Genomic DNA, 14,043 nt, shown 5'->3' with positions numbered 1-14,043 from the left:
GAGCCGAGGGAAGCGCTCAGCGCCGCCCCTCGGGTGCCGTGACGTCGCGCAATCCGTCGCCGAGGAGGTTGATGGCGAGAACGAGGACGAGGAGGGCGACGCCCGGGATGGTGATGACCCAGGGCTGGAAGAACATGTACGGCTTGCCCTCGGCGATCATCAGCCCCCAGGAGGGCAGGGGCGGCTGGACGCCGAGACCGAGGAACGACAGGGCCGCTTCCAGCAGGATCGCGTGCGCCATCTCCAGGGTCGCCACGACGATGAGCGCGTTGAAGATGTTGGGCAGGATTTCCTGGAACAGGATCCGAGCGTTCGAGAAGCCGGCGGCGCGGGCCGCCGCGACGAAATCCTGGTCCCGGATCTGACGGGTGGCGGCACGCGTCACCACGGCGAAGCGGTCCCAAAGCAGCAGGCCCAGCACCAGGACCACCACCTTCAGCGAGCCGCCCACCAGGGAGGCCATGGCCAAAGCCACCAGCACCACCGGCATGGCGAGGCGCGTGGTGACGACGTAGCTCACCACCGCGTCGACCTTGCCGCCGAAATAGCCGGCGCAGATGCCGAGGACGGTGCCGATCAGGCCGGAGATGCAGGCCGCCGCGATCCCGATGAGAAGGGAGATCTGGCTGCCGTAGATCAGGCGGCTGAGATAGTCGCGCCCGAGCTTGTCGGTGCCGAGCACATGGTCCCACGTCCCCTTCGCGTTCCAGATCGGCGGGATCAGGCGGCGCGAGACGTCCTGGGCATAGGGGTCGTGCGGGGCGATCAGGGGCGCGGCCAGGGCCGCGAGGACGATCCCGCCGAGGATCACGGCCCCGATCATGAAGCCGCCGTGATGGAGGCCGCGCCGGAGGGCCAGCGCCGTGGGCGAGCGCGACGCCGGCAGCGGCGCGTTCGCGTCGGGCACAGGACCGGCCTGAACCAGCAGATCGGTCGAGGGAAGGGTGGGAGCCACCGGGGAGGAGGACGGCTGAAGGGTCATTGGCGCAGCCGGGGATCGAGGAAAGCGTTGAGAAGGTCGGCCGCCAGCGTCAGGGCGATGTAGATCATCGCCAGGACGAGGACGATCGCCTGCACCACGGGGAAGTCGTTGCGGGCGATGCTCTCCCAGGCGAGCTGCCCGAGCCCCTGGAGCGAGAACACAGCCTCGATGACGATGGAGCCGCCGAGCATGAAGCCGAACTGCACGGCGGCGAGTGCGATCACCGGGATCACGGCGTTGCGGAGCGCATGCCGGATCAGGATTTTTCGCGGGGGCAGGCCCTTGGCCCGGGCGGTGCGGACATAGTCCGAGGCCAGCACTTCGAGCATGCCGTTGCGGGTGAGCCGCATCACGGCGGGCATGGCGTAATAGCCGAGCGCGATGGCCGGCAGCACGAAGTGCTTCCAGGTCGTGTTGCCCGAGACCGGCAGCCAACGCAGGTTCACTGAGAAGATCATGATCAGCGTCAGGCCGAACCAGAAGCTCGGCATCGCCTGACCCAGCACCGAGACCGACAAAGCGAGCCGGTCGATCCAGGTGTCTCGCTTCACCGCCGCCAGCACGCCGAGCGGGATCGCCACGAACAGGGCGACGGCCAGCGCCACCACGCCGAGGAACAGGGTGATCGGCATGCGGGAGGCGAGGAGGTCGACCACGCTTTCCCGGAAGTAGAAGGAATTGCCGAAATCGAAATGCAGCGCCTTCCACGCCCAGGCGGTGAATTGCGCCAGCATCGGCTGGTTCAGCCCGTACTGGACGCGGATCGCTTCGACCTGGGCGGAGGTGGCCTCGGGACCGGCAATGGCGGCGGCGAGGTCGCCGGAGAGGTGCAGCAGCATGAAGCTCGCCACCGACACCGTCACGGCAACCGCGATGGCGACGAAAATGCGTTGCAGCATGAACCTGAGCATGGGCCGGTTCCTTTGGTCCGTTACGGGTCGTGACGTTCGTCGTCCGGACGATTGTTCGGCTCTGCCGAGAGCGATCCGCGGGCTTCTCCCTCCCCCCTCTGCGGGGGAGGGTGGCCCTCGCGTCAGCGAGGGTCGGGAGAGGGGAGCGCGCTATCCGGAAGCGTCGCTCCCCTCTCCCGACCCGCTTCGCGGGCCACCCTCTCCCGCAAAGGGGAGAGGGGACGGCGCGGGCTGCATCCGCGATGAGTGAACGGGTACGCCTTCCATGAGCCGCGCTTCGCGCCTCGGATGCGACCCTTACTTCCAGCTCGCCGCGTAGAAGCGCGGCAGCTCGTCGGGCTGCGCCGTGAAGGTGAGGTCCGAGGTGAAGGCGTAGTTGGTCGAGTAGGAGAACAGCGGCAGGATGTAGGCCTGGGCCGCGATGCGCTTGAGCGCCTCGGCGTATTTCACCTTGCGCGCAGCCGGATCGGTGGCGCCGTCGCCGGCCTGGAGCGCCGCGATGGTCTCGGGATCCTTGGTCAGGTCCTCGTCACCGCCCTTGAGGTAGACGCCGGTGAAGGCCGAGACGTCGAGGACCGAGAACGAGCCCCAGGTCTGGAAGGCGATGGAGACCTTGCCGCTCCGGATCATGTCGCGCAGCGCCGCGTAGCGCAGGTAGTTGAGCCGGGCGGTGATGCCGACGGCGCGGAGATACCCGATGACGGCCTCGGCGTAGTCGCGCTCACGATAGGCGCCGAGATCGATCTCGAACCCGTCGGGATAGCCGGCCTCCTTCAGGAGCGCCTTGGCCTTGGCCGGATCGTAGGCGTAGCGCGGCACGCCCTCGTCGGTACAGCCGAACTGGTCGATGAAACAGGCCGCGTTCATGACGCGGCTGCCGCCGCGGACGAGGTTGTCGACCATCGCCTTGCGGTCGATGGCATAGGAGATCGCCTGGCGGACGCGGGGATCCTTCAGCGGCGAGTTTTCCTTCGCGCGGCCGAGCGTGTCGAATTGCAGGAAGCCGACTCGCATGGTCTCGGCGCTGAGCACGGTGACGTTGGGCGCGGCCTTGAGCTGGTCCGCCTGGTCGCTCGGCACGCGCCAGATCCAGTCGATGCCGCCGGTGACGAGTTCGGCCATGCGGCTGTCGGCATCGGGAATGACACGGAATTCGAGCTTGCCGATCTTTGGCGTGCCGATCGGGCTGCCGGGCCAATATTTGTCGTTCCGCTCCATCTTCACCCCACGTCCGTTCTCGACGCTGGTGATGCGATAGGGGCCGGTGCCGATGGGGGCCTTGGCAAAACCGTCGAGGCCGACCTTTTTGAAGTAAGCGGCCGGGAAGATCGGGGTCGGTCCGGCGAGGTATTCGAGAGCGGCCGGGAAGGCGGTCTTGAGGTGGATGCGGACGGTCTTGGCGTCCACCACCTCCGTCGACTTCATCCAGTCCACATTCTGCTTCGTCACCGTGCGCGCCTCGGGCGTCAGCACGTAGTTAAAGGTGAAGGCCACGTCCTCGGGGCCGAAGACATCGCCGTTATGGAAGGTCACGCCCTCGCGCAGGGTCAGTTCGAGGGTGGTCGGGTCGACCCATTTCCAGGCGGTGGCCAGCATCGGCTGATACGCGCCGGTCTTCGGATCGCGGTAGAGCAGGGTGTCCCAGACGTTGCGGGCGAGCACGACGCCCTCGCGGGCGCTGTTGTGATACGGGCTCACGTTTTCCGGCTCGGTATCCGAGGCATAGACCAGGGTATCGTTGGCCTTGCTGGCCAGCGCCGGAACGCTGAACGTCCCCAGCAGGAGAGCGAGCGCGGCGCCTGCCGCGGGAACATGTCTGCCCATGATCCGCATTCCTTCCGCTACCGGCTGCTCGGCGGCCCGTAGCCGATCTGCACTGCCGCTTTTTTCCTCGTGCCATGGTGTTGTGCATTCCACATCGCAACAAGTAGAATTTATCGATGGTTGCCGTGCCGTTTCGGCAATGGAACATGCCTATGCAGATGTCGGGCCTGCGCTACTTCCTCGCCGTCGCCAGGACCGGGTCCATCGCGGCGGCGTCGGCGCAACTCAACGTCGCCGCCTCCGCGATCAGCCGCCAGATCGCCAATCTCGAAGCGGAGCTCGATTGCGTCCTGTTCGAGCGCCGGCCGCGCGGCATGGTCCTGAGCCCGTCCGGCGAGTTGCTGGCCCAGCATGCGCGGCAGACTCTGGCGCGGGCCGAGCAGGTCGCCGCCGAAATCCAGGAACTGCGCGGGCTGGCGCGGGGCTTCATCCGCGTCGCCACCGCGGAGGGATTCGCCCTCGACCTGCTGCCGAACGCCATCGCCGAGTTCCATGCGCGCTATCCCGGCATCCGCTTCGAAATCCAGGTTCTCCCCCCGGCACAGGTCACGCAGGTCGTGGCCGCGGGCGACGCCGATATCGGCATCACCTTCGCGCTCGCGCCGACGAACCTCGTCACGGTGTTCTACGAGGCCGTGGTGGAGATGGTCGCGCTGGCCGCCCCCGACCATCCGCTCGCCGGCCGGGCGTCGATCCGGATCGGCGAACTCCAGGCCTACCCGATCGCGATGCCGCCCCTCGACACCACGGCGCGCCTCGTCTTCGACGCGGCTTGCCGGGCGGAAGGCATCGTCATCGAGCCGACGCTGACCTCCAACATCCTCACGGCGCTGCTTCCCTTCGTCCGAAGGACGAGGGGGATCGCGCTGATGTCGCCGCTTTCGGTGCAGACGCCGGTTCGGCTCGGGGAACTGGTCTGCATCCCGATCCAATCGCAGGCGAGCCTGCGGCGCGGCATTCAGGTCCAGCTGATGCGGGACCGCAAGCTGCCGCATGCGGCGCAGGCGTTCCTGCGCCAGCTCGTGGCCGCCCTGCCGCCGGCGGAGGCCGGCGGCGCATGAACCGTCCCGATCAGCCGTTCCGGAACGTGTAGCTGTAGCCGTTCAGGGCCGGCGCGCCGCCGAGATGGGCGTAGAGCACCTTCGAGCCCTTGGGGAAGAACCCCTTCCGGGTCAGATCGATCATCCCCTGCATCGACTTCCCCTCGTAGACCGGGTCGGTGATCATGGCTTCGAGCCGCGCCGAGAGGCGGATCGCCTCCACCGTCTCCTTCGAGGGCACGCCGTAGACCGGATAGGCGTAATCCTCGTTGAGGACCACGTCGTCCTCGGTGATGTCGGGGGCACCGATCAGCGCAGCGGTATTCTTTGCGATGTCGAGCACCTGCGCCTTGGTCTGGGCCGGGGTGCAGGAGGCGTCGATGCCGATGACGTTGCGGGCACGTCCATCGGCGGCGAAGCCCACCACCATGCCGGCATGGGTCGAGCCGGTGACGGTGCAGACGACGATGTAGTCGAAGCGCAGGCCCATCTCGGCCTCCTGGGCGCGCACCTCTTCGGCGAAGCCGACATAGCCGAGGCCGCCGAACTTGTGCACCGAGGCGCCGGCGGGGATGGCGTAGGGCTTGCCGCCCTTGGCCTTCACATCCTCCAAAGCCGCCTTCCAGCTCTCGCGGATGCCGATGTCGAACCCGTCATCCACGAGTTGCGTCTCCGCGCCCATGATGCGCGACAGCAGGATGTTGCCGACCCGGTCATAGACCGCATCCTCGTGCGGCACCCAGGCTTCCTGGATCAGCCGACACTTCATCCCGATCTTGGCAGCCACCGCCGCCACCATGCGGGTGTGGTTGGATTGCACGCCGCCGATGGAGACCAGCGTATCGGCTCCGCTCGCGATGGCATCGGGCACGATGTATTCGAGCTTGCGCAGCTTGTTACCGCCATAAGCCAGGCCGGAATTGCAATCCTCGCGCTTGGCGTAGATCTCGACATCGCCGCCGAGATGGTCGGTGAGACGCGACAGCTTCTCGATCGGGCTCGGGCCGAAGGTGAGGGGATAGCGCTCGAATTTCGACAGCATGGCTTGGCAACGTCCTCGCATCAGTGAGACCCGAACGCTAGCAAAACTCCCGTGAAAGGTGCTCTCGAATGACGATGAGATGTGCCACGAAATTTCATGGTTTTCCCGGTCAAGCTTGGTATGAACCATCGTTCCTGCTGGAAATACGGAAGGTTCTTCCATGTCGCCATCGCTCGATCGGATCGATCTCAAGATCCTGCGCCTGCTCCAGGCCGATGGGCGCATGAACAATGCCGAGATCGCCAAGCGGGTGAATACCAGCGCCGCCACCTGTCACCGCCGCACGCAGCGCCTGTTCGACGAGGGCTACATCCGCGGCGTCCATGCGCGGATCGCGCCGGAGAAGGTCGGGCGGGGGTCCCTCGTCATCGTCGGCGTCGTGCTCGACCGCTCGACGCCGGAGAGCTTCGCCGCGTTCGAGGCTGCCGCCCAGGCGATGCCAACCATGCTCGATTGCCATCTGGTGGCCGGGGATTTCGACTATTTCCTCAAGATCCGCGTCTCCGACATGGCGGATTTCAACCGCCTGCACAGCGAGACCCTGATCGCGCTGCCGGGGGTGCGGCAGACGCGGACCTTCTTCGTCATGAAGGAGGTGGTGGACAATGCGCCGATGGATCTCTGACGACGAGGCTTGCGCGAAGACCTCTCGCCGCCATCGCGATCACAGCAGAGTGGAATGCATGTGCATGAATGCCGACACGTCGCCCGCCCGGGCGCTCGATACCATCCCGACGAGCGTGCGGGAGGCGCGGCCCACCACCTGGCTCAATCCCCATCTCCGGCCGGCCGCCGAATTCCTGCCGAGCCTAGCTTTCTCCCTGGCCGATGTGGAGGCGGCGGAGGCACGCTGGCGCCGCTTCGATCCGCTTTTACGCCATCTCTTCGAGGATCTCGACACCGGGCGCATCGATTCGCCCCTGTTGCCCCTCTCCGACCCTGTGGCGCAGGCCATCACGGGTCCGACGGGCGGCGCGGTCTGGGTGAAGGCCGACCATGATCTGCCGGTCACCGGCTGCATCAAGGCGCGGGGCGGCGTCTACGAGGTGCTGGTCTATGCCGAGCGGCTCGGGCTCGAGAAGGGCCTGCTACGGCCGGGGGATTCCTATGCCCGGCTTGCGGAGCCGCAAGCCCGCGACGCGTTCGGTGCCCATACCGTCGCGGTCGGTAGCACCGGCAATCTCGGCTTCAGCGTCGGCGTCATGGCGCGGGCGCTGGGCTTCGCGGTCGAGGTCCACATGTCCCATGACGCCAAGGCGTGGAAGAAGCAGCGCCTGCGGGATATCGGCGCCCGGGTGGTCGAGCATCTGGGCGATTACGGCAGCGCGGTCGCGGCGGCACGCTCGGCCTTCGAGGGGCGGGCCGACGCCCATTTCGTCGATGACGAGAGCTCCGTCGACCTGTTCCTCGGCTATGCGGCAGCGGCCTTCGACCTGCGCCGCCAACTGGACGAGGCCGGGATCAGGGTCGATCCGGCCCACCCGCTCTGCGTCTATCTTCCCTGCGGCGTCGGCGGCGCGCCCGGCGGCGTCACGCTCGGCCTGAAGCTGCTGTTCGGCGACGCCATCCGCTGCATCTTCGTGGAGCCGGTCGCCTCGCCCTGCATGCTGGTGCAGCTCGCTGCCGGCCTGTCGCGCCCGGTGGACGTCTACGAGATCGGCCTCGACAATCGCACCGCCGCCGATGGGCTGGCGGTGGCGGGCGCCTCGATGCTGGTGGCGGGCACTGTGGGCCCGCTCATCGAGGCGGTGGTCACGGTCGCCGATGCCGACCTGTTTGCCTGGGTGAAACGCCTCTGGTCCGATCCGGGCCTGCGGCTCGAACCCTCGGCAGCGGCGGGGTTCGCCGCAATCCGGCCCTATCTCGACGCCGCCGCACCTGCGCAGGCGACGCATGTGGTCTGGACCACGGGCGGGGCGCTTCTGCCGGAGGCGGAGTTTCAGGACGCCCTGGCACGGGGATAGCGATGCAGGCCGAGGCCTATGACGGGACATGGCCTCGTTCCGGGCCATATCCCTGCCGATGCCGTCAGTTCGGGTGGAAGACCACCTTCACGCACCCGTCCTTCTTGTCCCGGAACGTCTTGTAGAGGTCGGGGCCGTCCGCGAGATTGGTGGAGCGGTGGGTTATCATCGAGGTCATGTCGATCTTCCCCTCCTGGATCAGCTTCGTCAGCGTCTCCAGGTAGCGTTTCACATGGGTCTGGCCGCTCTTCAGGGTCAGCCCCTTCTGCACGATCGAGCCCATATTGATGGGAAGCGGGCCACCATAGACACCGGGGATCGAGACGATCCCGCAGGGGCGCACGGCCTTGATCGCCTCCATGAGGACGTAGGGGCGCTCGGTCGAGGTCAGTTTCTCCTGCAGGGTGCTGATAATCCCTGCGACGCCGTGGCCGGCGGTGGCCTCCATGCCGACGCAATCGATCACGCCGTCGGCGCCCTCACCCTTGCTGATCTCCTTGATCCGCTCGAACACATCCTCCTTCATGAAATCGATGATGTCGGTGGCACCGTACTTCCGGGCGAGTTCGATCCGCTCCGGCACCGTCTCGATGGCGATGATGCGCTCGGCACCCATGATCTTGGCGGATTGGATCGCGAACAACCCCACCGGGCCGGCACCCCAGATCGCGATGATCTCGCCGCCCTTGATCTCGCAATGCTCGGCACCCTGCCATCCGGTGGGCAGGATATCGGTGAGGAACAGCAGCGACTCGTCGTCGACGCCTTCCGGCGCCAGCATCGGCCCCACATCGGCCATGGGTACGCGCACATATTCCGCCTGGCCGCCGGCATAGCCGCCGGTGAGGTGCGAATAGCCGAACAGGCCGGCGGTGGTGTAGCCGAACTGCGCGGCCGCCATCTCGGCATTGCGGTTCGAGCGCTGACAGACCGACCAGTTGCCGAGCTTGCACTGGCGGCACTCGCCGCAATTGATGTTGAAGGGCACGACGATGCGGTCGCCCTTCTTGAACTTGGTGAAGCCCTGGCCGACCTCGACCACCTCGCCCATGAATTCATGGCCGAGGACGTCGCCGCTCTCCATGGTCGGCATCTGGCCGTCCATCAGGTGGAGGTCCGAGCCGCAGATGGCGCAGGACGTCACCTTGATGATGACGTCGCGCGAATCCTCGATCCGGGGATCGGGCACCGTATCGCAGCGGATGTCACCCTTGCCGTGCCAACACAGTGCTTTCATTGCGCTCTTTCGAAACCGGAATGTCAGGACGAGCCCTGGACGCGCGTGGCGCAGCAGGGCAGCGGGGTCGAACCCCGAAGCAAGGGCTCCGATCGGAAACACCCCCCGAGTCCATGAGTTCCAGAGTTCCGAGCGCGTCATCTCAAGCACAATCAAGCTTGAGCTTACACTTCAGCGAACGCCGCCGATTAAATCAGGCTATTAACATCGGCGAACGCGAGCGACGAACATAAGTTATCTCTAAATCCGGCCTCCAAAGCCAGAACCCATGCGCCAGAGAATGCGTTGTCGTCGCTGATGTCCAAGCGGCGCCGGATCGACAACATCGGATCGGCATTCCGATCATCCGGGTTGGGCCACGAGCAGCGGCGGCACGATCGCCCGACGGCACCTTCGGCCGGGATGCACTGTCTTGCATGACCTCAACGGAGGAAGCTCTCGATGACGTCCCACGACATGAAGGCCTGTATCGACGAATGCCTGACCTGCTACCGGACTTGCCTCGGCATGGTGTCGGAGCATTGCCTTCCGGCCGGCGGCAAGCATGTCGAGCCGGAGTATGTCCGCCTCATGCTGGCCTGCGCGGAACTATGCCGGACGTCCGCGCACATGATGCTCCTCGGGGTCGCGGAGCACCGTCAGACGTGTCGGGCCTGCGCCGAGATCTGCGAGGCCTGCGCGGCGAGTTGCGAGGCGGTCGGCGACATGGAGACTTGTGTCGCCGGATGCCGCCGCTGCGCCGAGTCCTGCCGGGCGATGGCGGCCTGACCGGAGCCGCGACGGCTTCAGCGGCCGAACAGCTTCGCCGTGAGCGAGGCCGGTGCATCGCCCTTATAGCCGGCCACCACCACGAGGCGGCGGATGTCGCCCCGGAGATAGGCCTGCAGGAAGCGGTTGTAATCCTTGAACACCACGCAGCCATTGGACGCGCCGCTCGGTCCGAGCATGTAGGTATGGGCGAGGATGCCATCGCGGCCGTGTATGGCGGCGCTGCCGCCCACGGGGTTGAGGCGGATGGCGCGCACTCCGTGGAACAGGGCCTCGCGCTCGGTCAGATCGTAGGTGCCGGGCGGCGTCGCCCCACGCATGCGGACATGGACGAGACGCGGGTTGTCCATGTGCTGGCCGAGGCCGGAATGGGCCTCCAGCTGCTCCCCGCTCGGCAGGGTCACCGTGCTGGTGCTGATGTCGTAGATCGCGGTCCCGCCGCCCGCCGTCGCAGGCACGCGATCCAGGGCCCGGCGCTGGCTCAGATCGATGGCGCCCGTATCGGCGGAGGCATAGGCGAGGGCGAGAGCGGGGCTGCGCTCGGGATCACGCCGGCCGAACACCGTCTCGAAGAACGACCGCTCGGCTTCCACATCCTGCCGGGCCGCGACGACATTCCGCGACGAAGGCCGGCGGGTGGCGAGGCGCGGCTCGCGGGAAAGGGGCTTCAGGTCGATGGGGCGAGGAACCGGCGCGGGCATCGGCTGGACGAGGCGAGCGGTCTGCTGGAGCGGCCGTGCCGCTGGGACCGGCGCCACGGCGGCAAGCGCGATCCCGGGTGCGATCTCGACGGGGGAGGCCTTCGGCGTCTCGAACCCGGCCACCTGCATCGGCTCCGAGGCGCGCCAGTCCGGCGTCCAGACACCCAGGGCGGGGGAGGGGTCGAGCATCCACGCGAAGCTGCGGGCGACAGCGGCGGGCTGTGCCTCGGGGACAATCTGGCGGCTCGCGAGCGGTGCCGTCGCAGCGGGAACAGGCGCGTCCAACCCGGTCAGCCGGGGAAACGTCGCGACGAACAGCGCGACGACGGCCGTCTTCAAAAGGACACGGCTGCGCGGCCGGGAACGGCGGGGACGGCGGCGATAGGTGGACGCGTCGTCGATCATGCGGGCTGTACTCGGATACGCGTACCCTGCCCGCACGCCCCTCGAAGGACCTCACCAAGCTCATGCAAGAGCCCCGCAAAGGTCACGTCGACCGGCCATGTCGTTTTAGGGAACCATCAACCTCGATGCCTCCCATTCAGCGCGAAGTTGGTTAATCACCGATAAATCGCGCGCATATTTTTTGAAGGGATGTACTGGCTGCCCGGGTCATTCCCGGTCACCCCACATGAGATCGCCCCGCCTGCCTTTCGGCGGACGGGGCGACTTCCACTAATCAGACTATCCAGTTCCGGAGGCCCACGCCTCGAAACCTTACCCCCGCGCTTTACTTGCCGCTGGGAGCGGCTCCGCTGCCGGTGGCGGCGTTACCGCCATTCGAGCCGGCCGGCGCGCCCGGCGTCGCATTGGAGGGCACGTCGCGCGTCATGCCGGGTGCGGCAGTGGAACCGGTGGTGCTGGCGCCACCACCCATGCGCTCCATGCCCTTCTCGCTGTTGCTCTTCACGCTGCCGGGATTGTTCATGTTGCCCTCGGCGCTGGCACCACCAGCAGCAGTCTGAGCGAAAGCTGCGCCGCTCAGAGAAACGGCAAGGGCGGCCGCGACTGCGAATGTCATGATCTGCATAGTATATTTCCTCATGTCGTACGGACTTGGCTCAACAACGTCCCACGCCAAGCATGGTTCACAAAATAATCATTCGCCGTTGATCGAGGATAAATACAAGATTCCCGCGAGCCGAGAGCCACGGCTCAGCTTGTACGTGCGATCGCTCGTCTTTGTCCGATGGTCCTTGCGCCATCCAAACCATTACGGCTTGGCCATGCCCCGCGGCGAGGGGACTTCGCTCTCGACAGGTGACGGAGAGCTGGCTTAAGGCCACGCCATGCCGATCCTTCGCCTCGACGCCGCCCATCGCCTCGCCACGGACACCCTGGTCCGCTGCGGGACCGCGCTCATCCAGGCGGAGAGCGTCGCCAGGGCCCTGGTGGGCGCGGAGGCCGACGGGCTGAAGACCCACGGTCTCATGCGGCTCCTCGCCTATGGCGAACAGGTGCGGGCGGGCAAAGTCGTCGGCGATGCCGTCGTCACCACCGCGCGGCCGAAGCCGGGACTGCTCGCCATCGATGCGGCCCACGGCTTCGCCTATCCGGCCCTCGACACGGCCATCGCCCTCCTGCCCGAGATCGCCCGCGAACAGGGGATCGCCGCCGCCGCCATCCGCCGTTCGCATCATTGCGGGGCCGCGGGCCGGCCGGTGGAAGCTTTGGCCGAGCAGGGCCTCGTCGCCATCCTGTTCGCCAACGCCCCCGCCTCCATGGCGCCCTGGGGCGGAACCCGGCCGGTCTTCGGCACCAACCCGATCGCCTTCGCCTGCCCGTTGCCGGGGGCAGAGCCGATCATCGTCGATCTCTCCCTGTCGAAGGTGGCGCGGGGCAACATCATCACCGCCAAGCAGCGCGGCGAGACGATCCCCGAGGGCTGGGCCCTCGATGCCGAGGGCAACCCGACCACGGACCCCGTCGCGGCGCTCGCCGGCACCATGGTGCCGTTGGGCGACGCCAAGGGCACGGCCCTCGCCCTGATGGTGGAGCTTCTCGCCGCCGGCCTCACCGGAGCGCGGTTCGCCAGCGAAGCCACGTCCTTCCTCGATGCCGAGGGCGAGCCTCCCGCCACCGGCCAGCTCATCCTCGCCATCGATGCCACGGCCTTTGCCGGCAACGCGCTGGAACGCTTCGCCGTGATGGCCCGCTCGGTGGCGGAACAGGACGGCGCGCGGCTGCCCGGAACCCGCCGCTTCGCCGCCCGCGCCCGCGCCGCCGAGGAGGGGATCACCCTCTCCGACACGTTGCTGGCAGAGATCGAGCGGCTGTGACGCCCCTCGATCCGACCCGTCCCGCGCAACCTTCGGCCCTGACGACGGCTTGACCGCGATCACGATCGTATCGCGTCAGGCCGACTCATGACCTCACCTCCTCCGACCCCCGAACGGGCGACGCCGCGCTGGCGCAAGGCGGGCGGTCGCCTGCTGGCCCTCGTCGCCCGCCCGGTACGCCGGGCGCAGGGGACGGGCGGGACGGTGATCGAGGCCTATCGGGGCTACGGCTCGAGCAAGGAAATCTTCCTGATCGGCCGGGTCTTCCGGCAGGCGCGCCGCGACCCGGACCTCAAGGCCGACGATATCGCCGCCGACCTGCGTGACATCGCCCGGCGCATCCGCAGGCGCAAGGTCGCCGATGCGTCCGTCGTCGCGCGTTTCGGCGGAGCCGAGACGACCGCCGTGACCGACCGCGACGGCTATTTCCGGGTGAGCCTCAAACCCCCGAACGTGCCCACCGGCGAGGGCCATTGGCACGTCGTGGATCTCGAACTCGCAGCCGATCCGCCGGTGCGGGCGCAGGGGCGGGTGTTCATTCCGCCGGAGAAGTGCCGCTTCGTCGTCATCAGCGATATCGACGACACGATCATGCATACGGGCGTGGCCAACAAGCTGAAGATGCTGTGGCGTCTGTTCGTGGCCGATGCGGAGGACCGCGTCGCCTTCCCGGGTGCGGCGTCCCTGAGCCGGGCGCTGCATGCGGGCGCCACCGGCGATCAGTCGAACCCGATGCTCTACGTCTCTCGCGCCCCCTGGGGCATCTACGACATGCTGAGCGAGTTCTTCCGGCAGCACGGGATTCCGGCGGGGCCGGTGCTGTTCCTGCGGGAATGGGGCCTGTCCTGGCGCCATCCGCTGCCGCGCCGCGCCGAGGACCACAAGCGCGACCTGATCCGCCACATGCTGGCGCTCTACGGCGACCTGCCTTTCGTCCTCATCGGCGATAGCGGCCAGCACGACCCGGAAGTCTATGCCAAGATCGTCTCGGAGAATCCCGGACGGGTGCTCGCCGTCTACATCCGCAACGTCTCGCGCGATTCCTCCCGGGCCGAGCAGATCGAGCGCCTGTCGCAGGCGATCCTCGAGGCCGGCAGCAGCCTGGTGCTGGCCGGGGACACCACCATCATGGCCGAGCATGCCCTTTCGCTCGGGCTGATCGGCAAGGAAGGAGCGGACGCGATCCTGGCGGAATGCCGGTCACAGGTCATGCCGGAGACGGTGGAGCCGATCGTCATTGAGCCGGGCGACGACGCCGCCGCCCGTAAGGCTCCGGCCTGAGAGCGGGGCCGCGC

Annotated in this window: 13 protein-coding genes; 6 read left to right on the top strand and 7 right to left on the bottom strand. The window is 67.3% G+C overall.

Annotation, left to right across the window (positions count from 1 at the left end; all coding sequences use genetic code 11):
- Positions 1-16 precede the first annotated feature (16 nt).
- The 3 genes from ACYQR9_RS18435 to ACYQR9_RS18425 all read right to left on the bottom strand — a co-directional run bounded on the left by ACYQR9_RS18435 (position 17) and on the right by ACYQR9_RS18425 (position 3,726).
- Positions 17-982 carry an ABC transporter permease gene (locus ACYQR9_RS18435; RefSeq protein WP_419953683.1) on the bottom strand — a complete coding sequence of 322 codons (966 nt, stop codon included), beginning with the start codon at positions 980-982 and terminating at the stop codon, positions 17-19.
- Positions 979-1,893, bottom strand: coding sequence for an ABC transporter permease (locus ACYQR9_RS18430; protein WP_461227636.1), 915 nt, complete (start codon positions 1,891-1,893; stop codon positions 979-981). Before ACYQR9_RS18430 ends, ACYQR9_RS18435 begins: the two co-directional genes overlap by 4 nt.
- A gap of 297 nt (positions 1,894-2,190) precedes the next feature.
- Complete coding sequence (locus tag ACYQR9_RS18425; RefSeq protein ID WP_461227635.1) at positions 2,191-3,726, bottom strand: ABC transporter substrate-binding protein; 1,536 nt, start codon at positions 3,724-3,726, stop codon at positions 2,191-2,193.
- Positions 3,727-3,869: 143 nt separating this feature from the next.
- Between ACYQR9_RS18425 and ACYQR9_RS18420 the strand changes: the two genes are divergently transcribed.
- Positions 3,870-4,778: a LysR family transcriptional regulator gene (locus ACYQR9_RS18420; RefSeq protein WP_056427151.1), complete on the top strand. Its 909-nt coding sequence runs from the start codon at positions 3,870-3,872 to the stop codon at positions 4,776-4,778.
- A 10-nt stretch (positions 4,779-4,788) separates the two neighbouring features.
- Here ACYQR9_RS18420 and ACYQR9_RS18415 read toward each other — a convergent pair whose 3' ends face one another.
- Complete coding sequence (locus ACYQR9_RS18415) at positions 4,789-5,799, bottom strand: 1-aminocyclopropane-1-carboxylate deaminase (RefSeq protein ID WP_461227634.1); 1,011 nt, start codon at positions 5,797-5,799, stop codon at positions 4,789-4,791.
- Positions 5,800-5,959: 160 nt separating this feature from the next.
- Here ACYQR9_RS18415 and ACYQR9_RS18410 point away from each other — a divergent pair, with 160 nt between their 5' ends.
- Entirely contained in the window at positions 5,960-6,424 is a 465-nt protein-coding gene (locus ACYQR9_RS18410) for an Lrp/AsnC family transcriptional regulator (RefSeq protein ID WP_056146793.1), read from the top strand.
- 58 nt (positions 6,425-6,482) lie between these two features.
- A complete protein-coding gene (locus tag ACYQR9_RS18405; protein ID WP_461227633.1) occupies positions 6,483-7,763 on the top strand; it encodes a D-serine ammonia-lyase in 1,281 nt (426 codons plus the stop codon).
- Positions 7,764-7,827: 64 nt separating this feature from the next.
- Here the strand turns inward: ACYQR9_RS18405 and ACYQR9_RS18400 are convergent, their stop codons facing one another.
- Entirely contained in the window at positions 7,828-9,000 is a 1,173-nt protein-coding gene (locus tag ACYQR9_RS18400; protein WP_207411930.1) for a zinc-dependent alcohol dehydrogenase, read from the bottom strand.
- A 441-nt stretch (positions 9,001-9,441) separates the two neighbouring features.
- On the opposite strand from ACYQR9_RS18400, the gene ACYQR9_RS18395 reads away from it, so the two are divergent.
- Positions 9,442-9,768, top strand: a complete 327-nt coding sequence (locus ACYQR9_RS18395; RefSeq protein ID WP_461227632.1) for a four-helix bundle copper-binding protein — start codon at positions 9,442-9,444, stop codon at positions 9,766-9,768.
- A gap of 17 nt (positions 9,769-9,785) precedes the next feature.
- Here ACYQR9_RS18395 and ACYQR9_RS18390 read toward each other — a convergent pair whose 3' ends face one another.
- Together ACYQR9_RS18390 and ACYQR9_RS18385 are read right to left on the bottom strand one after the other, a co-directional pair.
- A complete protein-coding gene (locus ACYQR9_RS18390; protein ID WP_461227631.1) occupies positions 9,786-10,874 on the bottom strand; it encodes a DUF2778 domain-containing protein in 1,089 nt (362 codons plus the stop codon).
- Positions 10,875-11,199: 325 nt separating this feature from the next.
- Positions 11,200-11,499, bottom strand: coding sequence for a hypothetical protein (locus tag ACYQR9_RS18385; protein ID WP_461227630.1), 300 nt, complete (start codon positions 11,497-11,499; stop codon positions 11,200-11,202).
- 259 nt (positions 11,500-11,758) lie between these two features.
- On the opposite strand from ACYQR9_RS18385, the gene ACYQR9_RS18380 reads away from it, so the two are divergent.
- Entirely contained in the window at positions 11,759-12,748 is a 990-nt protein-coding gene (locus ACYQR9_RS18380) for an Ldh family oxidoreductase (protein ID WP_419953677.1), read from the top strand.
- A gap of 87 nt (positions 12,749-12,835) precedes the next feature.
- Positions 12,836-14,029, top strand: a complete 1,194-nt coding sequence (locus ACYQR9_RS18375; RefSeq protein ID WP_461227629.1) for an App1 family protein — start codon at positions 12,836-12,838, stop codon at positions 14,027-14,029.
- Positions 14,030-14,043 lie beyond the last annotated feature (14 nt).

This window comes from Methylobacterium sp. CM6241 (genome assembly GCF_054817845.1).
This window is presented reverse-complemented; position numbering and strand designations above follow the sequence as displayed.